Here is a 21556-nt window from a genome sequence, read left to right on the forward strand (position 1 = left end):
GTTTTCGGTCATGATGAATCTCGCCGAATATCGTCATTCCAATGCCCGTCTTGCCGACTTCCTGCCTTGGGCAGCTCTGGTCGACGAGGGAATCATCCTGAACAAGGATGGTTCGTTTCAACGGACGGCCAAGTTCCGGGGACCTGACCTTGATAGCGCGGTGCCGGCCGAACTCGTCGCTGTCGCCGGTCGCCTAAATAACGCTTTGCGCCGCCTTGGATCTGGCTGGGCTGTGTTTGTCGAGGCGCAGCGCCATTTTGCCGGTAGCTACCCGCCGAGCACCTTTCCCGATGTCGCATCCGCTCTGGTCGATGCCGAACGCAGAGCCCAGTTCGAGGAGGCTGGCGCTCACTATGAGTCCAGCTATTTCCTGACCCTCCTCTATCTGCCGCCGGAGGAGGGTGCCGCGAGGGCAGAGCGATTGCTCTATGAGGGCCGCGACCGCACCGTTGGAGCTGACGCGCGCGAGGTGCTCCGCGGGTTCATCGATCAAACAAACCGCGTGTTGCAGCTTGTTGAAGGATTCATGCCCGAATGCGCCTGGCTCGATGACCAGGACACGCTGACTTACCTGCACTCGACGATCTCGACCAAACGCCACCGGGTTCGCGTGCCCGAAATTCCCATGTACATCGATGCGCTGTTGGCCGACCAGCCGCTGACCGGCGGCCTCGAGCCGATGCTGGGTGCTGCCAATTTGCGGGTTCTGACGATTGTCGGCTTCCCGGGCGTGACGACGCCTGGAATCCTGGACGACCTGAATCGCCTGCCATTCTCGTATCGTTGGTCGACCCGAGCGATCATGCTCGACAAGACCGATGCCACCAAACTGCTGACCAAGATTCGCCGCCAGTGGTTCGCGAAGAGAAAGTCGATTGGCGCAATTCTCAAGGAGGTCATGACCAACGAGGCATCAACGCTGCTCGATACCGACGCCCACAACAAGGCTCTTGATGCCGACGCGGCGTTGCAGGAACTGGGGTCGGACCAGATCGGACAAGCCTTCGTCACGGCGACCATCACGGTGTGGGACCGCGATCCCAATGCTGCCGACGAAAAGCTCCGTCTCGTCGAGAAGGTCGTCGAGGGCCGCGATTTCACCTGCATGATCGAGACTGTGAATGCCGTCGAGGCCTGGCTGGGCAGTTTGCCTGGCCACGTCTACGCCAACGTGCGGCAGCCACCGGTTTCGACCCTCAACCTCGCCCACATGATCCCGATGTCGGCTGTGTGGGCGGGTGAGGCGAGAGATCTGCACTTCAAGGGTCCGCCGCTCCTGTTCGGCAAGACCGAGGGATCGACACCGTTCCGGTTCTCCCTCCACGTTGGCGACGTCGGCCATACCCTCGTGGTGGGACCGACGGGTGCTGGCAAGTCGGTCCTGCTCGCCCTGATGGCGCTGCAATTCCGGCGCTACCCGGGTGCTCAGGTCTTTGCGTTCGATTTCGGCGGTTCGATCCGCGCGGCCGCGCTCGCCATGGGGGGCGACTGGCATGATTTGGGCGGCGCCTTGTCCGACGGTGACGAAAGCTCCGTCGCCCTGCAACCATTGGCCTGGATCGACGATCCCTCTGAGCGAGGATGGGCCACGGAATGGATTGGTGGAATCCTGGCACGGGAAAAGATCGAGATCACCCCGGAGGTCAAGGATCATCTGTGGTCGGCGCTGACATCTCTCGCTTCGGCGCCGAGGCAGGAACGGACCTTGACGGGCCTGTCAGTCCTTCTTCAATTGAACTCCCTGAAGCGCGCCCTGCAACCATATTGCCTGGGCGGACCTTCCGGGCGCTTGCTTGATGCCGAATTCGAGCGTCTCGGCGAGGCGTCGGTCCAGGCGTTTGAGACCGAAGGCTTGATCGGAACGAGTGCGGCGCCGGCCGTGCTGGCGTACCTCTTCCATCGTATTGGTGATCGTCTCGATGGCCGGCCGACACTCCTGATTGTCGACGAGGGGTGGCTTGCCCTCGATGACGAGGATTTCGCCGGCCAGCTCCGGGAGTGGCTCAAGACGCTTCGCAAGAAGAATGCGTCCGTCATCTTCGCCACCCAGTCGCTTTCGGACATTGATGGCTCTGCGATCGCGCCGGCCATCATCGAAAGCTGCCCAACGCGCCTGTTGCTGCCGAACGAACGGGCGATCGAACCGCAGATCACTGCCATCTATCGCCGTTTCGGCCTCAATGACCGCCAGATCGAACTTCTGAGCCGGGCAACGTCGAAGCGCGACTACTATTGCCAGTCTCGTCGCGGCAACCGGATGTTCGAACTTGGCCTTGGTGAGATTGCGCTCGCATTCACCGCAGCCTCTTCCAGGACAGACCAGGTCGCGATTACGCAGCTCATCGCCGAGCGTGGACCCGACGGCTTCGTGCCTGCCTGGCTCGAGCAACGTGGCGTCGCCTGGGCGAACGATCTGATCCCCAATCTCGTCAATCTGGAGAAATCGCTATGAGAGCTCTTGGCCTATTGGCGACCACGGCCGCCTTCGCTCTGGTATTTGGTGTTGCGGTGCCCGCGAAGGCGCTGATCGTCTTTGATCCCAACAACTACGTCCAGAATGTCCTGACGGCCGCGCGAGAACTCCAGCAGATCAATAATCAGATCACCTCGTTGCAGAACGAGGCGCAGATGCTGATCAATCAGGCAAAGAACCTTGCAAATTTGCCGTATTCGTCGCTGCAGCAACTGCAAGCCTCGATCCAGCGGACTCAGCAATTGCTGGCACAGGCCCAGCGCATCACCTACGACGTCCAGCAGATCGACCGCGCCTTCTCGACGAGCTACGCGCCAGCGACCGGCAGCCAGTCGAACCAGCTACTGATCTCCAACGCTCTATCGCGCTGGCAAAATACTTACTCGGCAACTCAGGACGCCCTTCGCGTCCAGGCCGGCATCGTCGGCAACCTCGACACCAATCGTATCCAGACATCCACACTCGTAACATCAAGCCAGGGTGCCAGCGGCGCGCTGCAGGCAACGCAGGCTGGCAATCAGATCCTTGCGCTGAATGTACAGCAGCTCGCCGATCTTACAGCTGTCGTGACGGCGCAGGGCAGGGCGCAGAGCCTAGAAGCTGCTCAGCGCGCCTCGGCTCAAGATCAAGGACGAGAACAGCTTCGGCGGTTCCTGACACCGGGGCAGGGCTATCAATCCTCCAACGTGCAGATGTTTCACTGATGACCGACGTAAAGGCATTCAAGGCGCTATCGCTGCTTACGACAATCGGCCTGGTGGCCGTCGCTGCCTGCACGATTCAACTGCGTGGCGGAGACGATTCTCCGCCGGCATCGAAGGCGGAGCAGACGACCGATGCAACCGCCTCCGATCTCGCACGCTGCCGCGGCGTCACTCTGGAGGAAGCAGCGGGCTATCGGCATTGTAGGCGCGTTTGGGACGAAAATCGGCGCCGTTTCTTTGGCAAAAAGGACAGCGCCGCAGCTTCCGGCCACGATGAGCCAACCAGTTCGATAGCTGTCTTAAAGGATCAAAGCCGGATCCCTCAGGGATATCCCAACCTTGCGACACCTGAGGTGAGCAAGCCATGACTGGTACCGGGATCATTGACCAGTTTCTGGAAACATTCACGCGTTATATCGATACCGGATTCGGGTTGCTGGGAAGTGACGTCGGTTATCTCGCGACGACTCTTGCCGCGATCGACATCACACTCGCCGCCTTGTTCTGGAGTTGGGGAACGGACGAGGACATCATCGCACGTCTCGTCAAGAAGACGCTTTTCGTCGGCGTCTTTGCTTACCTCATCGGCAACTGGAATGGCTTGGCGCGCATTGTTTTCGAGAGTTTTGCGGGTCTTGGGCTGAAAGCATCGGGCGCAAGCCTGTCCGCATCCGACTTTCTGAGACCGGGAAAGATCGCTCAAGTCGGACTCGATGCCGGCCGACCGTTGCTCGATTCGATCTCCAACCTGATGGGCTACATCAGTTTCTTCGAGAATTTCGTCCAGATCATCATCCTCCTGTTCGCCTGGGTCGTAGTGTTGCTCGCCTTCTTCATTTTGGCGATTCAGCTCTTTGTCACCCTGATTGAGTTCAAGCTTACGACACTGGCCGGCTTCGTGCTCATTCCATTTGGTCTGTTTGGCAAGACCGCCTTTGCGGCGGAGCGGGTTTTGGGCAATGTCATATCTTCAGGGATCAAGGTTCTGGTCCTGGCCGTCATCGTAGGCATCGGCTCGACCCTGTTCTCTCAGTTCACCTCTGGCTTCGGCGGCGCACAGCCGACCATTGAAGACGCGATGACACTGGTGCTCGCGGCGCTCTCCTTGCTGGGGCTCGGTATCTTCGGTCCGGGTATCGCAAACGGCCTGGTGTCGGGCGGACCTCAGCTCGGCGCGGGTGCCGCGATTGGAACAGGCCTTGCTGCCGGCGGCATTGTTGCGGCAGGCGCAGGTGTTGTTGCCGGTGGCGCTGGCCTCGCTGGTGGGGCGATTGCAGGCGCCGCGCGCGGTGGCGGCGCTGTCATAAGCCGAGTATCAGCCGCCTACCGCAGCGGCGGCCTTGCCGGCGTCGCGGAGGCTGGCACTTCGGCTGCAATGAGCCCGTTGCGTCGTGCGGCGGCTGCGCTCGGCGGAAGTGGGGAAGCCGGCGCACAGGCCGCGAGCACCTCGGCCGAAGGTCAGCCCGATTGGGCGCGGCGCATGAAGCGTGCCGAGACTATTCGGCACGGCGCATCGGCCGCCGGCCACGCGGTTCGCTCAGGCGATCACGGCGGCAGCGGCTCCTCCGTCGATTTGTCTGAAGGAGAGCGCTGAGACGCACCACTGCACCCCAACGCAGAGCAGCACCTCAAACCCTTCCCTCGCACGACTTGAAACCGATCACTTGATCGCAGGGGCAAACATCGATGTTCAAACGACCATCAGTTCACTACGGGCGCATGCCCGAACCGATCACGCCTTATCAAAAGGCAGCCCAAGTTTGGGACGAACGCATTGGATCTGCCCGCGTGCAGGCCAAGAACTGGCGCTTGATGGCGTTCGGCTGCTTGACGTTATCAGCCGGTCTCGCAGGTAGCCTTGTTTGGCAATCGAGCCAAGGCTCGATCACGCCCTGGGTGGTCGAAGTCGATCAACTCGGCCAGACACAAAGGGTTGCGCCGGCCAACATCGACTATCAACCCAACGACGCTCAGATCGCCTACCATCTGGCGCGCTTTATCGAGGATGTTAGAGGCCTGCCCGCCGACGGCATCGTTCTGCGCCAAAACTGGCTCCGGGCCTATGATTTTACGACGGATCGTGGCGCCGCTGCGCTGAACGACTATGCGCGCAACAATGACCCCTTTGCCAAGCTGGGTAAGGCGCAAATTTCTGTCGACGTCTCGAGCGTCATTCGTGCGTCGTCGGAAAGCTTCCGGGTCGCATGGACTCAGCGCACCTACGACAACGGATCGTTGAGCTCGACGGAGCGTTGGACCGCGATTCTTACGATCGTGATCGAAACGCCGCGCGATGCCGAACGCCTGCGCAAGAATCCCCTTGGCGTCTACGTCCGCGCCATCAACTGGTCAAAGGAGTTGAGTCAGTGACCAAGACGCCGTTTGACGTTCATTCGAAGCGTTTCCTCCTGCACAGCAAGCTCAATGTGCCTCGGCCCGAGTTTGTGACCTCAAAGCAAGCGCTCCTGTCGGCGCTCTTGCTTTGTTTGTCGGCGCTCGGCGGGTGCGCGACCTACGTACCGCCGGAGATCAGCTATGACGCGGAGGTCCCGCCGCTGCCGGCAGCTCCAGTGGCACTGGACGACAGCTCGCGGCCGCTTCACGTTCCACCGCTCTGGAAGCCAACTCTCGGCGGCAAATCGGCCGAGAAGGAAAAGCCCGAACCCGTGAGCCGGGTTGAGACGGCAAACAGCGCAGCGAGGGTCGAACCGCGCAAACGTGGGTATTTCAACGCGGCGCAAATCTACGCTTACAGTCCTGGCGCACTCTATCAGGTTTACGCCGCGCCCGGGCAGATCACGGATATCGCGCTCGAGGAAGGAGAACAGTTGACGGGAGCAGGGCCGATCGCGGCCGGAGATACCGTACGCTGGGTCGTGGGCGATACCGAGAGCGGGAGCGGCGACACACGGCGCGTCCATATCCTGGTCAAGCCGACCCGAGCTTCGATTGAGACCAACCTGGTGGTCAATACTGACCGGCGCACTTACCTGATCGAACTCCGCTCCCGCGAGCGACCATACATGCCGTCTGTTGCCTGGTACTATCCAGAGGCGGTACGCGAACGGTCGCGTTCAGCTGCGCTGAAGCCCGTTCTTCCGGGTCCGGCGCAGCGCATCTCCCGCTATGCCATCGAGGGGGACAGTCCTCCCTGGCGGCCGCTCGCCGCATATGACGATGGCCGCAAGGTCTATGTCGAATTCCCGCAAGGCATCGTGCAAGGCGAGATGCCTCCGCTCTTTGTCATCGGTCCAGATGGCAAGACCGAACTCGTCAACTATCGCGCTTACGGCAACGTATTGATTGTCGATCGACTCTTTGCAGCCGCCGAACTGCGGCTCGGCGGCGAGCACCAGCAGAAGGTCCGTATTGTCAGGACCGACGGGAGGCCGTCGTCATGAACAATGGAAACGATCACGAGCAAGCAGTTCCGCCGGCGACACAAGGCGAGCCGTCCGAAAGCTTCCGCTTGAGAGCTGACCATCCGCGCGTCACGCGGTTGTCGCGGAAGGTCTTGGCCGGCGGAAGCGCCGTTGCATTGCTCGTCATCGGCGGAACTGTGTTGTGGTCGCTACAGAGCAATCGCTCCCGTAATCAAACGGCCGATGAGCTTTACAGTACCGACCACCACAATGTTGCGGACGGCATTACGACGCTGCCGAAGGACTATGCTGGCGTTCCGCGCCAACCCGTCCCACAGCTTGGTCCGCCGCTCCCCGGGGATCTCGGTCGACCGATCCTTGCCGCCCAAGGCCAGCCGCCGGCGATCGGCGCTGATCCGGACCAGCAGCGCCGAGATCAAGAGTCCGAGGCAGCCCGCATGAGTCATCTATTCGCTTCGACCAATGGAGGAGGAGTGCGTGCGCCCACCGCTGCGACGGTTGGAAGCGACCGCGCCGTGCTACCGAACGCAACGAGCACTGGCGACGATGGATCTGCGCAGAACGGCCAGGACCGCAAGCTTGCCTTCGTGAACGCCTCTGTGGATCGTCGCACGGTAAGCCCTGACCGCATTACCCGGCCGGCTTCACCCTACATCGTACAGGCTGGAACTGTGATTCCGGGAGCTCTGATTACGGGGATTAGATCGGATCTTCCAGGCCAAATCACCGCGCAGGTGACAGAAAACGTGTACGACACACCCACCGGTCGATTCTTGTTAGTGCCGCAGGGCGCGCGTCTGATCGGGGTCTACGACAGCCAGGTCACTTTCGGCCAGTCACGCGTCCTACTCGTCTGGACCCGGCTGATCATGCCGAATGGACGTTCCATCGTTCTCGAGCGACAACCTGGCGCTGAGGCTGCCGGATATGCAGGCCTCGAAGATCAGGTCGATAATCACTGGGGCGAGCTGTTCAAGGCTGCGGCACTATCGACGTTTCTGGCGGTCGGGACTGAACTGGGGGCCGGCTCGGACACCAACAGCAACGACAGCGCCATCATCCAGGCATTACGACACGGTGCCTCCGACTCACTAAACGAAACCGGACAGCAGGTGGTTCGACGCAGTCTCAACATCCAGCCTACTTTGACCGTACGACCTGGTTTCCCGGTTCGTGTTCTTGTCAATCGTGACCTCATACTTACGCCGTATAGAGGGTGGCAACATGCCAAAGCTCAAAATAGGAGAGCTTCCAGATGACAAGCCGGTCAAAGTGAGCGCGGAGCTGCCGGCGGCCGTGCATCGCGATCTCATTGCATATGCAGAAGCCCTTACGCGTCAAGGTGGTCAAGTGGTCGAACCGACTAAGCTCATCGCTCCCATGTTGGCGCGCTTTATGGCCACGGATCGAGGATTTTCTAAATTGAAACGTGGCGGCCGCGTACCGGTCGCCGGCGAATGACAGTGATGCTCAAGGCTTCTCGAAGTTGCCAGTCAAAGCTAACAGTACGATGCATCAACCGAGACGCTGCCGGGTTTGGCCCGTGAGCTAAGATATCGTGTCGGAAAGCGTGTTCCTGCGTCTGCCCCGAAATAACTCTGATTGCCCCGGCTTTCTCTGTCTTCAGACGCAAGAGCGCCTGGCGTCGATGGGCATTTATTCGGTCACCTTCAAGCGCGGTACACTGCTCCGGCCATCGACGCTGATAGGCACGTCGCCCTCGATTGTCGCCCGACGTACGACGCGATGCCCGTCCCCGTAATCGTTGACGGCGTAATGCTGCGTTGCGCGGTTATCCCATATCGCGATATCGCCCACTAACCAGTTCCAGCGCACAGTGTTTTCGGGCGCGGTGATATGAGACTGGAACAGATCGAAGAGCTTTTGTCCGTCGTATTTGGAGATCCCAACAAAGTGCTTCACCAAAGCGCCGAGCACTAGCGTCCGCTCGCCTGTTTCGGGGTGGACGCGCACGACGGGATGCTCGGTCTCAAAAACCGTTCTGGTGAATACCTCGTCGAAGTGTTTCTTGTCCACCTCGCGGACACGCGCGATCCCGGCGTAATCGAAAACGTTGCTGTGAACGGCCCATAGCTCCTCGGCAAGCCGTTGTAGCGGCGGCGGCAGATCGAGATACGCGGAAGCTGTGTTCGACCATACGGTGTCGCCTCCGAAAGCTGGCATTACTACGGCCCGCAGGACTAAAATCTTGGGATAGGCATCGGCGAAGGTCCCATCCGCATGCCAAACATCGGCGCGACCGCCGCCGCGAGTGGAGTCCAGTTCGAGGAGCGAGGCCGTCCCCCTGGCGGCGCCGAGCATCGGATGCGGCGTTAGCTTTCCAAGACGAGCGGCAAAGCGCTCCTGTTCAACGTCATTGAGATGTCGTTGGTTGCGGAAGAAGATCACCTTGTGCTCGAGTAGCAAGCTGTTGATCGCAGCGATCGTGCGGTCCGGTAGATCGCCCGATAGCTCGATATTTTTGACTTCGGCACCGATGCGCGCTGCACGTTTCAGAACATCGGCGCCCGGAATGACATCACCGATCAAAGCCGTTGTGCTCATGTTGTTTTTCCAAGCCCTTGAAGTTTCTGCTTTTCGAGGCGGATGATCTTCAGCAAGCAACGTGCCAGGCGAAAGAAGAACATGTAGCCCCCATGGCAACGAATTGCGCTATTTGGCGCGAGTTCTCGGACCAACCGATGATTCGACCGAGCGACAAAGAAGCTCGATCGTCGACCTCACCCACCGAATATGGTGCAAAGAGAGCGGCAGCCGACGGAAGATATTCAGTTATGTTATTGCAATCACTCAACTGCCCTCAAAAAGGCAATGCTTCTGTAAGATTGGTAATAATTCATGATGATCATAAATCATGTAGTCGGGCCCTGCCGCGCGCAAGCGCGCTTCGGAAACATATCCTCCCACGATTGATACGTTGATAAGGCCAAGATTGCGGGCAATCTCCGTCTCAACTGGCATATCGCCCACGATGACAGTTCTTTCTGGGGACAGATCATTGGCCTGCATATACAAGCGCAGCCGTTCTTGCTTGCTCATGCTCCTAAACTGAGTTGCGCGGCTCTCAAATGCCAAAATGTCGGTGACGTGAGTCTTAATCCCAAGTCTTCGCACTTGTGTGCGAATTGGTCCAACAATGTGGTTGCTGACAATGACGGTTTGGATGGCTCGCTGCTCAGCGGCGAGCAAAACATTTCGAGCCCCTTTACGTAAGGCCGCGTTGCGCGCCAGGAACTCATAAGTGTCATGAAAAATGGCGTTGTCGTTGCTCTGTACGACTTCGATTTCATCTTTCGACATGTCCAGGTTGCGGAAAAGAACCGAAGGAGGGAGTTCGAACTTCTCTCGAAGCTTGTGCATATCCACAGCTGCGCGACCGAAGCGGCTCAAAATTGCATTGATGGTTTGCAGCACCGCGTTGGCATCATCGAGCAGCGTGCCATTCCAGTCGAAAATAATCGCGGATTTCATGCGTGAACCTAAGGCAAATGTGATCGTGCGATAGAATGTGTTCGAGGCTTAGATATTACTGGTCTACATGTCTGGGGCGATCGTAGCGGTTCGAACAGAGTCGTCACGGGTGCAACGCGCGCCAGTGAGCTGAACGGGTGGACCGTTCTTCCAGGGCGAGAGGGCGGGTGGAGAGCGTGAGCATTGCTGCTTCTGTAGCTCTATTTCTGGATCGATTTGGTTGAAGCAATGGCCATGCCAGCCAGCGTTGGCATGCAATAAGGCCGGAAGGGCTTTGGAAGGTCTCAACGCTTACTATGCGCGCTGCACTGGACCGGACACAACATTGCGTCTCTGTCAGAATACGGACAAGAGTCTGTGCGGTAAGTCCGAGCTGACCGTTCCGTTAGTGAATTTTGCGAGTTAACCGATGGCCCAGGTTGATCTCTCCGAGATCGGTTCACTCTGGTGAGGCGAATTGGGTTCTCAGTACTTGGAATATTAAGTCGAAGCTCCGGGGTGTTGAACAACTTTCCACTGAGAGGACGCCGCTGCAGCCAAGGGCATTTCCAGGCTCGGCAACTCCATGACGCGCGTGCACCTGGTGCAGGCCGCCACCATCTTGCTGTCCTCCAGCAGGAAATGGTCGACCCTCAGGGCCTGGGGAATGAAGGTTGCCAAACGGCGCGGCTTCAACAGAGCGCGGATTGCCGTCGCGCGCAAGTTGGCCATCGTCCTGCATCGTATGTGGATCAACGAGCAGGATTTCCGCTGGAGCAACAAGACAGAAGGTAGCGAATTGGCCAGCTCCGCGGCGGCCTGAGGAATCCTTTCGGCTCGCGCCGAAAGGTATCTCCGCGAGGGGACGGAAGGGATGGTGACCGCGCAGACCGGGATGGCGACAATTGACCATGCGTCGATCGGCACGCCGAGCTACCCATGGCGGCACCCTCTTCTGAACGAACCCTATCATGCGGCTAGCTTGACGACGTTGCGCTGATTAGACCGCGAAGAGACCCAGGCTCCCTCGTAGAGATTCTCTAAATAGCGCCGGCCGCGACCGGCGCAAATTGTTTGGAAGACGCTTGACCGTCTTGGCGGCCAAACCCTGTTTTGCGCCTGCATGTGTGGCCACTTCTCCAGCAGCCCGGCGCGTATGTTTGTCCGCCTCATCTGCAGGACGCTTTATTATGCGGCTGCCGCCGCAAAGGTCCTAAGGGCTTCGCCCTCGCGCGCTGCAAGCCCCTTCCGCCCAGAACGCAAGAAAACTGCCGCCAAGCGAAGGGCGTCAATTTTCTTGCGTTCTGGTTCCCCGCGAAGGGGCTTTCCGCTTGCTACCCCAATCTCGCCGACGGGCAGGGGCGCAGGCGCGGAGTGCGCCCTGCACCCATGGAAGCAAAAGGAAGAATGATCATGTCGGCCAAATCAGTTGAAATCATCTCCGCGAGCGGAACGGAGATTTTCATTCCGCTCAACAAGCTCAAGAAGTCGCCGAACAATGCGCGCAAAATGCCGCACAGCGAGACGGCGATCGAGGCCTTGGCGGCGAGCATCGCGGCCAAGGGCATCCTGCAGAATCTGGTCGTCGAGCCGGAGGTCGATGGCGAAGGAGCTGCCACCGGGTTCTTTTGCGTGACCATCGGCGAGGGCAGGCGGCTGGCTCAGCTCCTCCGGGTCAAGCGGAAGGAAATCAAGAAGACGGAGCCGATCCGCTGCATCGTCGATACCGCGAACGATCCCCACGAAATCAGCCTGGACGAGAACGTCACCCGGGAAAACATGCATCCCGCCGACCAGTTCGAGGCGTTCAGGAGGCTCGCGGAGGAGCGCGGCTTCGGTGCGGAGGAGATCGCGGCGCGGTTCGGCGCGACGCCGCATGTGGTGAAGCAACGGCTCCGGCTGGCCGCGGTTTCCCCGAGGCTGATTCAGCTGTATCGCGATGGCGATCTGGCGCTTGAGCAGGTGATGGCCTTTGCCATCACCGACGATCAGGCGCGGCAGGAAAGCGTCTACGAGCGTCTGTCCTACGACCGGGATGCCGGCACCATCCGCCGTCTCCTCACCGAAACCCATGTCCCGGCAACCGATCGCCGGGCGCGTTTTGTTGGGCTCGAGGCCTACACGGAGGCGGGCGGCACGATCCTGCGTGACCTCTTCACCGAGGATCGCGGCGGCTATCTGGAAGATGTCGCACTGCTCGATCTTTTGGTGACCGCAAGGCTTGGCCGGGAAGCGGATAACGTGCGGGCGGCTGAAGGATGGAAGTGGACCGCCCCATCTCGACTTCCCGCACGCTCACGGCATGCGGCGGGTCTACTCGCATCCGGTCGAGCTTTCGGCGGAGGATGAGGCTGCGCTGGCAACAGCGCAGACCGAGTTCGACCGGTTGACCGAGCAGCATCAATCGGCCGAGGAACTGTCTGACGAGGTGGACGCCCGGTTCGGTGAACTGGAGGCCGAAATCGATCGGCTGGAAGCCAAGCGGCAGGCCTACGATCCCGATGACATCACGCGGGGCGGCGCTTTCGTGATCCTCAATCATGACGGTACCATCAGGATCGAACGGGGTTTCGTCCGACCCGAGGACGAGAAACCCCACCGCGAAACTGGCCAGGACGATGACGCTCTGGCTTTAGGCGAGGAAGGCGGAGGGGACGACGAAGGCCCGCGCGATGGTGAGGACGACGAGGGCGCCGGTGACGGGGAGGACGAGGACCAGCGGCTGTCTGACACGCTGGTTCGTGACCTCACGGCGCATCGGACCTTGGGGCTGCGCCTCAATTTGAGTGAGCAGCCGGACGTCGCCATCGTGGCCGTGACCCATGCGTTGGCGGCTCAGATTTTCTATTTGGGGGCCAATGCAAATGTGGTCGGCATCCAGCCCGTGAAGACGGATTTGGCCGTGCATGCCGCTGGAATCGAGGATACGGCGGCGGGCAAGGCGTGGTCGGATCAGCATGCCAATTGGGCGAGGCAGATGCCGAAAGGCGTCGCCGGGCTGTGGGAGTTCGTGGCCGGAATCGACCACGACAGCCTCATGTCCCTGTTCGCGCATTGCGCGGCGTTGACCGTCAATGCGGTCAAACTGCCGTTCGACCGCAGGCCGCGCGCCCTCGCGGCGGCCGGGCATCTGGCGGAGGCCGTGGCTCTCGACATGACCGGATATTGGCGGCCGACGCAGCTATCTCGGCCGGGTCACCAAGGCGTCCATCCTTGATGCCGTCCGTGAAGGCGTCAGCGGGGAGGCTGCCGAGCGTTTGGCGGGCATGAAGAAGGCCAAGATGGCGGCTGCCGCCGAGCAGCTGCTCGCGGCAACCGGCTGGCTGCCGCCGTTGCTGAGGACAGCCGAAAAGGAGGGGGAGAGCGACGTATCGGAGGCGATGCAGGGCCATGAGTTCTGCTCGCAAGCAGCCGAGTAGGGGGTGAGCCGGGGCCGGAACGATGGCCCCGGCAAGCTCCAAATTTGCGGCCGCGCACCTGACGGTGCGCGGCCGGTTCAAGGGAAGTGAGCGGCAGATACCACGCTGGCGCCTCCTCAACGCTGGGCATCGATCCGTCCGATCCGCGCCGTCGGGGCAACCAGTGTGGCTGTGTCGCGCCTCCATTTGCCGGGCAGAGCGATCAAAGCGGGGCGCCTTGGTCGTAGCGGACCTCGGTATCGAGGGTGCAAATCTCGCGGACAACGCTGGCGGCAACGTCGTTCCCCTTCCGAAATTGCAGCCCGGTCGCTGTGATTTGTCCGTTCGTCGTCCGCGCCATTGATGAGCTGACGCGGGCTTTTTTCCGATCGAGCCGGACGTTTTCAGATGCTGCGGAGAGCGCTGGGGGCCATGATAATCTCCGTCAGTTGGGGCACGGGCTCGCGTCCAACGCACCCTCGATTGGGCTGATCAGGCCCGAGGGGCGGCAAGAGCCTCGATCGCCTTCCCGCAACGGCTCACGCCTGCTTTTTTCCCCTGCCGGCCTGGCGGCGGCATTCCTCGCGCAAGACAAAAAAGCAGGCTTTCGCCGTCCTCCGCTGGCGCTGCGGGCCTGAAGGCTGCGGGGCTGATCGCTCCCCGGGCAAGGGATCGCCATCGAGGTTGCGATGGACGCAGCCCGAGCAACAGACGGAGATACCCATGGCGACCATCGGCACCTTCACCGCCTCGGACAACGGCTACACCGGCTCGATTAAGACGCTGACGCTCAACATCAAGGCCAAGCTCACGGCCTCCGAGAAGGACAACGACAAGGCTCCCGACTACCGCATCTTCGCAGGCTCGACCGAATTCGGCGCCGCCTGGAAGAAGACCGTCCGCGACAGCGACCGCGAATATCTCTCGGTCAAGCTCGACGATCCGAGCTTCCCCGCCCCGATCTATGCCTCGCTGGTCAAGGTCGAAGGCGAGGAGGGTTTCACCCTGATCTGGTCGCGCCGCAGCGGCGATTGATCGCATCGGAACATCAGCCCCGCCTCCTCGGAGGCGGGGCATTTTTGTGTTTTCCGCGCTCTTTGAAGGGAGACGGAAGAGCATTTTCTCCGTCAAAGAGGCAGCCGCGTACCCGCGGAATTGCCGGCACCCCGAGCACGATTCGATGCGCCGAGTTGCGCATTCATCACGCTTTTGAGTGCGTCTTCATGGCCGGTTTGCGAGCTCAACAGCCTTCCGCGCGGTCGACTGATGGCGCCGGACCCGACTTGATAGCTGGCTCCATGATCGCGCCTCAAATGTGAATCCAAGCCGCTTGCCAAGCCGGATCGCGAGGAAATCGACATGTGAAGCGCACGTCGAGCCGTTGCCCATGCGCCGTTTGCACGGGTGAATGGCGCTCTGCGGCAAGGCCTGTCTCGCTCGTCTGAAAGGGACGATTCCCTGCTTATGGCGCTACGACCTATGGCAGCCGTCCCCCATCCGAAACCCTCGCACGCTTCCTTTTTTCCCCGCCGGCAAGCCGGCTCCTCGCGGCCGCTTCGCTGCAAAAAAGAGCGAGCTCAGGTGCGCCGCTGCGCTTCGCCCAGGGTTCGGACGCGGGCCGGCCGCCATGACGGTCTCGCCATCGCTGGGCATCTGCCCCTGCGGCAACGAAGGAGAAACCGCCCCGCCCGACCCGGTTCAGGCGGATGCCAAACGCATGTCCGCGGTCTTCCTCGAGAAGATCTTGCGTCGCGCGCGGCGTCCTCCTCCTTAAGGCCATCGAGATAGCCTTCCGTCATCTCCCCCTACGAACAGCGCGCGAGCGCCTGAACCGGGAAGGATCGTCAACCGCGGTCATGAAGCTCAACGCCGCGATCGGACCGACGCCGGGAATCTGCATGAACCGCCGGCACAGCGCGTGGCCGGCGACCAGCTTCACCACCAGGTTGTGCAGCCGGCAGTACTCTTTCCACAGCGCCGCGCGCGCATTCAGCATGGCGTCGATCAGCTCGGCGACCAGCGCATCGTGCGCCACCGCGTCGCGCACGGCTTGCGCTATCCGGACGCGATCAAGGCGGCGCTCAAACCGTATCTATGTCTCCGAATTGCTGGGGTCCGCCTGCAGAGCCCGTTGACTGGGCGGTGCTGCCAAGCTAAACAAGCTGCTGAATATGATCCTTATCCATCGGTAGACTCCTCTGATGAACTGTCTCGACGTATGCTCGGGTGAGTTCGTATCCTAAAGATGCGATGGGTCCGCGACCGTCCAGCGATCGTAATCCAGTTCCAGTTTCAGTTCAGCCGCCCGGCAATAGAAGCGGCCTTGCGTACTGATCGCGCCGGCGTTGATTGGATCGGTCGGTAGCGGAGACGTCAAATAGCTCCACGTGATGACGCCCGTGTGCCGATCTTTCGTCCCGGTGTTTTTGTTGAGATGCACCGTCCAGATCGGAATTCCATGGGCGGCGCACCAGCTCAGTTGCTTCGGGAAGCAGTAGAGAGCGGTCCGGTATCCGCTCGCCTGTACCTGCTCCAGCCACTTCAGAACGTAAGACTCGTACGGGCTGTGAGCGAGAAAGGCCTGCTCGACGTCGAGGAAGATCGTTCGGCCAGGTTGAAACCCGGCACGCTGGGCAAGGGCCACGGCTTCCGCAGCGTCGGTCTGCGCGTCGGCCAGCGGATTGCTCGGGGGAGGGACCTTCGAACTCCCTTCGGGTTCGGCACCCACGTAGATGGGAGCGATGCCCCAACCGCTTTTGGCGAGATGGCCGGCCGCTGCGATCCAACCTTCGTCAACCTTGTGCGGTACAGATCGTGCAGGTGCGTGCGTGAGATACAGACCTGATCTCCCGGTACGCGTCCATCGCTTTGTCGCCCGGATACGAACCCGCATCGAGCCCGGCGAACGTCGGCTGTGGCGTGCTTGTCGTTCTGGTGGGCTCTTCGGACACCATTTCGGCGAACGTCGCTTCTTCCATGCGGCTCGCGCGGATATCACTGGTCATGGCGATTCTCCCTTTAATATGACGCTGTCGACGGCGGCCGGTTTGGCCGAGCGTTTCGCTCTCTTGGAAAGGCAATCCCAAGGCTCGGTGTTCGCGGCTCAATCGTGGATGCCTCTTCGGGCGCCGTCGTCCCGAGCCGGACGAAACGAGTGCGCGACGTTCATGGTCGTGTGACGGTCTTGGCGCGATCAGGGGAAAACTCCTGGACATGCTAGTCCCCGTATCCGGGCAGCTCACTTTTCGGGACGTCGCCGCCTTTGAAGGGGCGCGGCGCTTCATCCTCATCGGGCGGAAGAGCCAGACGATGGTCGGGCGGCCGGATCACGACGGGGCGCGGACCCGTCATGGGTGGCAGGGCAGGAAAGAGTTGACGTAGGGCTTGCTCGCCGCCCCATGAGACGAACGCGGCTGCCGCTCGCGTCTGGATCGCTCCGACGTCCCAGGGCGCCGGAACGACGTCCGTCGGAAACACGAGATGGAATATCCGCTTTTCCGCCGTGCCGCCGCCGACCTTGGGGAAATACTTCGTGCTGAACGGGTTGATGCCGACCATGAGCGCCAGCGCCAGGGACGCTTCGCCGACCGCACGGCCGACGTCCGCGTAGATGGCGCCGGAGTAGATTCCGGTGCGCACGTCCGCGACGAACGCGAGGCATCCTTTCGAGAGGGCGAGCTCCGCCGGTACCGGAAAGTTGGATCCCGTCAGAACGACGTACGGTATCGTGCTGGCATCGACGTAGCGGCGCGCATCGTTCTCCGGAAATCGCCTGTCCATCAGCGCCGTCCCGGATATGACGAAACCGGGTGCGGGCCCCACCGCTCCGCCCTGTTCCTGGGTGCCGTGAGCGTCGGCTGGGTTCAGGTTGTTCAACCAGTCGAAGCAATCGTGGAGATTCGACGGCTTGTATTCGCCGGGGAAATAACCCTTCGGCGCTCCGTCAGCATCGATCGCCATTTTCGTGGTGAAGTGGCACGACGACGTTCCCTGCTTGTGGAACACCGGCGCCTGGGACGCGCATCGTCCGGCTTGGTAGTCCCACTCGTCGCATACGTTGCCGATCTGCTCGATCATGTCGCCCTCACTCGGTCATGGAAGAAACGACGGCCGGTCGTAGCCGCTTTGCGGGCAGAACCTCGTGATCGGCGAGTACCGGAAGCAGGGGAAGCCCGGTCTCCTTGTCGAGCTTGCCGAGATCCGTCTGTCGGCCGTACCGCTCGCGCAGATACGCAACTATCAGAGAAGGGAAAGGCGGGGCCTTCTCTCTGGCCATGCAGAAGCGGATCGAGACGCCGGTCTTCGCGTCCTTGCGGGTGCAAGGAGGGCCGAAGAGAACGGCCTTCGGTACCGGCGCTTCGATCTCGAAATGCAGATGCTTGGTCGTTCCGGCCGGCCCGTCCATGAAGTCGCCCATCACGCCTATGGGCTGACCTGCCTTGACGTTGTCTCCCAACTTCAATCGATCCGGTGCGCCGGCCCGGAACGGCGAAAGGTCGGGATTCATGTGGCGGTAGACGAAGATGAGGTGCTTGCTTCTGATCTTGACGACAAAGCCCTGGTAGCAAGGCAGCCCGCCGCCGCGCTGCTGCGAGTCGACCTCGACGACCACTCCGTCGGATACGGAAACCACGTCGACACGGTCGTGCGCCGATTGGGACCAGGCGCGGATATCCGTTCCGTAGTGAGGCCCCTTCATCGCTGGCTTACCCTCCGGCGCGCAGAACGGCTGGGTGAAATCGTTGCCCCGCCATTCGCAGAAAGTGTCTGACCAGGGCATCGCGAAATTCCGAGCGTCGCCGTAGTTGGACGGTCCCATCTCTCCCAGCGTGCCGTCCGTCTTCGGCACCTTCTTGCATTTCTTCTCGAAGTAGGTGTCGCTACGTCCGTCCCCGTCCTCGGTCGCGAAGAATGTCCCGCCCGGCCCGAAGATCTGGGAATTGGGAAACGCTTGTCGATCTGCCGCGAGGATCAAAGGAAACCGCAGCATCAGATCCGGGCCCCCGAAGACGAGTCGAGAGTACGGCGTGCGTCTCTCGACCGTGAAGTCGGCGGCGTTCGCGATCTGATTGCAGTCCGTCGGCGCCAGATATTGACGCACGCGATGGAGACCCGGTGGCATGTATCTGAATTCGGGCTCGCTTCCGGGCGGGCGAGGATATGGCTGCAATACCTGCCGCCCGTCCGTTGCCGCCAGGCTTCGCTGAAGATCCGCGTCCGGCAGCTTCAGGGACTTCGCGCGGACCAAGGAAGTCCGAAACGCGTCTCCCGATGATCTCCTTGGCATCGATGCAGTCGCGATAGGAGGCGCTGGAGGAGCATTCGACGACCAGACGGTAGGGGACGCAGTCGTCGACGAACAGAACCTCCTTGTTTGGGCCTTCTTCCTGATCCGCGACCGATGCTCCCGATTTGTAGGCTGACCCGAGGTATTCGTACCGATCGCCCTTGCTCGCGCAGCCTTGCGCGCTCACCAGGAGACGGTCGTCTCCTTCGATCGTCAGAGTGTAGGCCGGTTTCGATTCGACGAAGCGATACCAGGAGCCTCCGTCGGGATCGATGACGATGCTCCTGGTCTCGCCGGCCAGGAATTCGTCTCCTGCCAAGGCATCCCTCGGAAGCAGGATCGTAATCGCCGTGTTCCGGCTGATGGGGCGGCCGGATTGCCCGAAATCGAGCCGGGTCCTCGGCGCGCGGCCGATACTGTTGACGGTGGAGACCGCATTCGGTCGTCCGTCGAGCGGCTTCACCGGCGCCTGAGCGAAGGCAGATGCCGTGGCGCCAAGAACGAAAAGAGCGAAAGCGAAAAAGGAAAGAGGCCAAGGCAGGGTGCGCACGCGATTCCCTCGATTCAGGAAGAAGTCGTAGTTTCACGAGACAAAGGGCGGTTACTTCAGATCGATCGAATATTTCCGGGGACCGCCGCTCTTGGCGCCGTCGAACATGATCAGAAGATCCAGTTCGTCCGGCCCTTGCCGCAGGATCTGCAGTGCTTCCGCTTTCCAATCGGCAGGAATCCCGTCGAGCTCCGCGAGCTGGCTGGCCGAGCCGCTCTTCGGGTCGACAACATGAAGCGCGAACGAGAGGGTCTGGGCTTGGGCGGGACCGCTCAAGACGAGCAATCGGCCGTCAGCGAGAACTGCGAGATCACGTATACCGCGGCCGCCCAGATCCAAATCCACTTCACGTACGTCCTTGGCCTCGATGGTCCGGGCGGCGTCGAACAATGCAGCGACGTCGATGGCGATCATGTAGGATTTGGTGGCCAAGATCGGAGCGCGGAGCCCGGCGTAGAGAGTGCCATCGAGTACGACCAGACCCTCGATGTTCATGCCATTGTCTGTCATCAAATCCTTGGCGAAGGAGGCCTTGACGGTTGAGGCAGCCAGCAGCGCCTCGGACAGGCGGTAGCTCGTCGTCGCCGAAACTTTGTCTTCGGGGGCGTTCGGATCGGCATCGGACGCCTTCGCAACCGCGTCGTCCGGAATTCGCGCGAGGATGAAGGACGATGCTCTGAATTTATTGCTGTTGCGCGAGCAGCCATGTGAACCGGCCACGTAGAAAAATTTGCCGCCATGCGCGACCGCTTCGCCGTCGAGATCCTTGAACTTGTCTTTCTTCTTGGAGCAGGCGACGACCGTCGGCTCCTTGCCGACGATGTTCGTCGGCGCGTCCTTTTCCAACAATCTGATCTTCCCGCCACCCTTCAGCTTCGATCCGTCGATCGTTGCCGCCTGCGCGAGCCGTCCCTCATCGTCGATGACGAGGCAGACGAGCTTGCCCGCGGACGCGATGCAGTTCACGCCGCTGATGTTCGTAGCGCTTTCCCCGTCATCGTCGGTCAGAGGAGAAATGACGTCCATTTCGGACCACTTGACGGTGGCCGCGGCTGCCAGGCGGGGAAGCGCCGTCAGATGAAGAGCTGTGACCGCGAGCGTCGCGGCCGCCATAAAAATCGGCTTGGCCACAATGATTTTCCAAAAAAAGCAAAAAGAACATCGGAAGTATGGACTCAATCTTTGAGCGAGTAAATCGTTCATTTCGCTCGGGATCGGTGGCTGTACTCGAACTCCGAGAATCGGCGAAGCGGGCGCATGTCAAGACCACGCCAATGTGTCGTCATGGTTCCGGAGGATGGCAGGAGCACCTTGTGGCGGAGCGGATCGAGACGTACGGCGATGCCCTCGGTCCTGGTAAGCCCGAGCCTCTCACCTTATATCCGGGCTCTACCTGGGAGATGTCGCTTGACGGACTTTCTGCTGACTTATGATTTTGAGGTCAGCGCGGCCGATCAATGGAAGGAATTCGTCGCGAGTGCGGAGGCTAAAGGCCTCTTGTACGTGTTCCTCGGCACGTCAAAGCTATTCCGCCTGACCAACACCACGCTCTGGGGGGTGTTTGCGGACAGCGACGCGGCGGTCGCGGCATTCGATAGGGCTAGTTCGGCAGCGGAGCGCGCCGTAAACCGCAAGATTGTTCTCGAGAAGCGATTTGTCTGCAGCATTGGTTCTTGGGCGATCAGGTCGAACGAGAACAAACTTCCCGAGCCACCATGGAGCCGGTCGACGAAGTTCGAAACGTGCAGAGCCCACCAGAAACACGACCCGTTTTTCGGCTATTGACCGTTGCGGCGATTGCGAATGGCGGCTGAGGCGCTGTTTGCCTTCGCGGACTCGGAGGCGTCGAATTCTCGTTCGACGGCGCGCGAACGTTTCAGAACAGGCTGAAATCGGCTCCTTCTTCCAAGGCCGCTCGTCCCTCGTAGGCATAGCCCGAAGAGAGATCGCCATTCGGCAGGCCCGGCTTCCGAATGGCAATGAATTGATCATCGACTGAAAGTTATGCTATTTCAATGTGTTATAAAGTATCCCGGTTCGGGTGTGATTCTTGGTTCGAAATTTTTTGCGGATTGCGCAGATCCGGGCTCGCGGCGCACGCAAATCCCGGATAGGAAGCGCGAACGCGACGACATTTGGGAGAATCGTATCCAAAACTTTCGAAGGAATTCCAATCTTCTGTGGAGCTTTAACTGGTTCCAAGAGCGGAATCCGGAAAGCGGCTTTCGGCAAAGAAGGTTTGGGGATAACTTCGACCAAGTCGCGTTGCGGCGCGCGTGAGGGCGGAGCG

18 protein-coding genes and 3 pseudogenes are annotated in these 21556 nt (G+C 60.7%); 13 read left to right on the forward strand and 8 right to left on the reverse strand.

Going from position 1 to position 21556, the window contains the following annotated elements:
* Positions 1–10: 10 nt before the first annotated feature.
* The 8 genes from trbE (at position 11) to ACVIGB_RS43905 (ending at position 8021) form a co-directional block, all read left to right on the forward strand.
* Complete coding sequence (trbE, locus tag ACVIGB_RS43870) at positions 11–2452, forward strand: conjugal transfer protein TrbE (protein ID WP_456724636.1); 2442 nt, start codon at positions 11–13, stop codon at positions 2450–2452.
* A complete protein-coding gene (gene trbJ, locus ACVIGB_RS43875) occupies positions 2449–3177 on the forward strand; it encodes a P-type conjugative transfer protein TrbJ (RefSeq protein ID WP_456724635.1) in 729 nt (242 codons plus the stop codon). The genes trbE and trbJ overlap by 4 nt, the downstream gene beginning before the upstream one ends.
* Positions 3177–3545, forward strand: coding sequence for a putative entry exclusion protein TrbK-alt (gene trbK-alt, locus ACVIGB_RS43880; protein ID WP_456724634.1), 369 nt, complete (start codon positions 3177–3179; stop codon positions 3543–3545). Before trbJ ends, trbK-alt begins: the two co-directional genes overlap by 1 nt.
* On the forward strand, positions 3542–4771 hold the full coding sequence (gene trbL, locus ACVIGB_RS43885) for a P-type conjugative transfer protein TrbL (protein WP_456724633.1): 1230 nt from the start codon (positions 3542–3544) through the stop codon (positions 4769–4771). Before trbK-alt ends, trbL begins: the two co-directional genes overlap by 4 nt.
* A gap of 92 nt (positions 4772–4863) precedes the next feature.
* Positions 4864–5547 (forward strand): conjugal transfer protein TrbF, encoded by a 684-nt coding sequence (gene trbF, locus ACVIGB_RS43890; protein WP_050421571.1) that lies wholly within the window; start codon positions 4864–4866, stop codon positions 5545–5547.
* Positions 5544–6578 carry a P-type conjugative transfer protein TrbG gene (trbG, locus tag ACVIGB_RS43895; RefSeq protein ID WP_456724632.1) on the forward strand — a complete coding sequence of 345 codons (1035 nt, stop codon included), beginning with the start codon at positions 5544–5546 and terminating at the stop codon, positions 6576–6578. Before trbF ends, trbG begins: the two co-directional genes overlap by 4 nt.
* The gene (locus ACVIGB_RS43900) at positions 6575–7819 is read left to right on the forward strand and encodes a TrbI/VirB10 family protein (RefSeq protein ID WP_456724631.1); all 1245 of its coding nucleotides are present in this window, start codon (positions 6575–6577) and stop codon (positions 7817–7819) included. The genes trbG and ACVIGB_RS43900 overlap by 4 nt, the downstream gene beginning before the upstream one ends.
* Positions 7785–8021 carry a DUF2274 domain-containing protein gene (locus ACVIGB_RS43905; RefSeq protein WP_050421574.1) on the forward strand — a complete coding sequence of 79 codons (237 nt, stop codon included), beginning with the start codon at positions 7785–7787 and terminating at the stop codon, positions 8019–8021. Before ACVIGB_RS43900 ends, ACVIGB_RS43905 begins: the two co-directional genes overlap by 35 nt.
* 195 nt (positions 8022–8216) lie before the next feature.
* Here ACVIGB_RS43905 and ACVIGB_RS43910 read toward each other — a convergent pair whose 3' ends face one another.
* Both ACVIGB_RS43910 and ACVIGB_RS43915 read right to left on the reverse strand, forming a co-directional pair.
* Entirely contained in the window at positions 8217–9125 is a 909-nt protein-coding gene (locus ACVIGB_RS43910) for a TauD/TfdA dioxygenase family protein (RefSeq protein WP_456724630.1), read from the reverse strand.
* A gap of 246 nt (positions 9126–9371) precedes the next feature.
* Positions 9372–10052 carry an HAD family hydrolase gene (locus ACVIGB_RS43915; protein ID WP_456724629.1) on the reverse strand — a complete coding sequence of 227 codons (681 nt, stop codon included), beginning with the start codon at positions 10050–10052 and terminating at the stop codon, positions 9372–9374.
* Between the two features lie 544 nt (positions 10053–10596).
* On the opposite strand from ACVIGB_RS43915, the pseudogene ACVIGB_RS43920 reads away from it, so the two are divergent.
* The 3 genes and pseudogenes from ACVIGB_RS43920 to ACVIGB_RS43930 all read left to right on the forward strand — a co-directional run.
* Positions 10597–10854, forward strand: a pseudogene (locus ACVIGB_RS43920) (IS110 family transposase); the annotation flags it as partial.
* 590 nt (positions 10855–11444) lie between these two features.
* Positions 11445–13450 (forward strand): annotated as a pseudogene (locus tag ACVIGB_RS43925) (chromosome partitioning protein ParB).
* Positions 13451–14152: 702 nt separating this feature from the next.
* Positions 14153–14464, forward strand: a complete 312-nt coding sequence (locus ACVIGB_RS43930) for a DUF736 domain-containing protein (RefSeq protein ID WP_456724628.1) — start codon at positions 14153–14155, stop codon at positions 14462–14464.
* A gap of 775 nt (positions 14465–15239) precedes the next feature.
* Here the strand turns inward: ACVIGB_RS43930 and ACVIGB_RS43935 are convergent.
* The 5 genes and pseudogenes from ACVIGB_RS43935 to ACVIGB_RS43955 all read right to left on the reverse strand — a co-directional run.
* Positions 15240–15491: pseudogene (locus ACVIGB_RS43935) on the reverse strand (transposase); the annotation flags it as partial.
* Between the two features lie 177 nt (positions 15492–15668).
* Entirely contained in the window at positions 15669–16322 is a 654-nt protein-coding gene (locus ACVIGB_RS43940; protein ID WP_456724627.1) for a glycoside hydrolase domain-containing protein, read from the reverse strand.
* On the reverse strand, positions 16222–16434 hold the full coding sequence (locus tag ACVIGB_RS43945) for a hypothetical protein (protein WP_456725323.1): 213 nt from the start codon (positions 16432–16434) through the stop codon (positions 16222–16224). Before ACVIGB_RS43945 ends, ACVIGB_RS43940 begins: the two co-directional genes overlap by 101 nt.
* A 211-nt stretch (positions 16435–16645) precedes the next feature.
* Positions 16646–17506 carry a hypothetical protein gene (locus ACVIGB_RS43950; protein ID WP_456724626.1) on the reverse strand — a complete coding sequence of 287 codons (861 nt, stop codon included), beginning with the start codon at positions 17504–17506 and terminating at the stop codon, positions 16646–16648.
* A gap of 7 nt (positions 17507–17513) precedes the next feature.
* The gene (locus ACVIGB_RS43955; protein ID WP_456724625.1) at positions 17514–18677 is read right to left on the reverse strand and encodes a M23 family metallopeptidase; all 1164 of its coding nucleotides are present in this window, start codon (positions 18675–18677) and stop codon (positions 17514–17516) included.
* A 311-nt stretch (positions 18678–18988) separates the two neighbouring features.
* On the opposite strand from ACVIGB_RS43955, the gene ACVIGB_RS43960 reads away from it, so the two are divergent.
* Complete coding sequence (locus tag ACVIGB_RS43960; protein ID WP_456724624.1) at positions 18989–19189, forward strand: hypothetical protein; 201 nt, start codon at positions 18989–18991, stop codon at positions 19187–19189.
* A gap of 128 nt (positions 19190–19317) precedes the next feature.
* Here the strand turns inward: ACVIGB_RS43960 and ACVIGB_RS43965 are convergent, their stop codons facing one another.
* On the reverse strand, positions 19318–20397 hold the full coding sequence (locus ACVIGB_RS43965; protein WP_456724623.1) for a DUF3616 domain-containing protein: 1080 nt from the start codon (positions 20395–20397) through the stop codon (positions 19318–19320).
* A 276-nt stretch (positions 20398–20673) separates the two neighbouring features.
* On the opposite strand from ACVIGB_RS43965, the gene ACVIGB_RS43970 reads away from it, so the two are divergent.
* The gene (locus ACVIGB_RS43970; protein ID WP_456724622.1) at positions 20674–21051 is read left to right on the forward strand and encodes a hypothetical protein; all 378 of its coding nucleotides are present in this window, start codon (positions 20674–20676) and stop codon (positions 21049–21051) included.
* Positions 21052–21556: the final 505 nt, after the last annotated feature.

The organism is Bradyrhizobium sp. USDA 4341 (assembly GCF_054063755.1).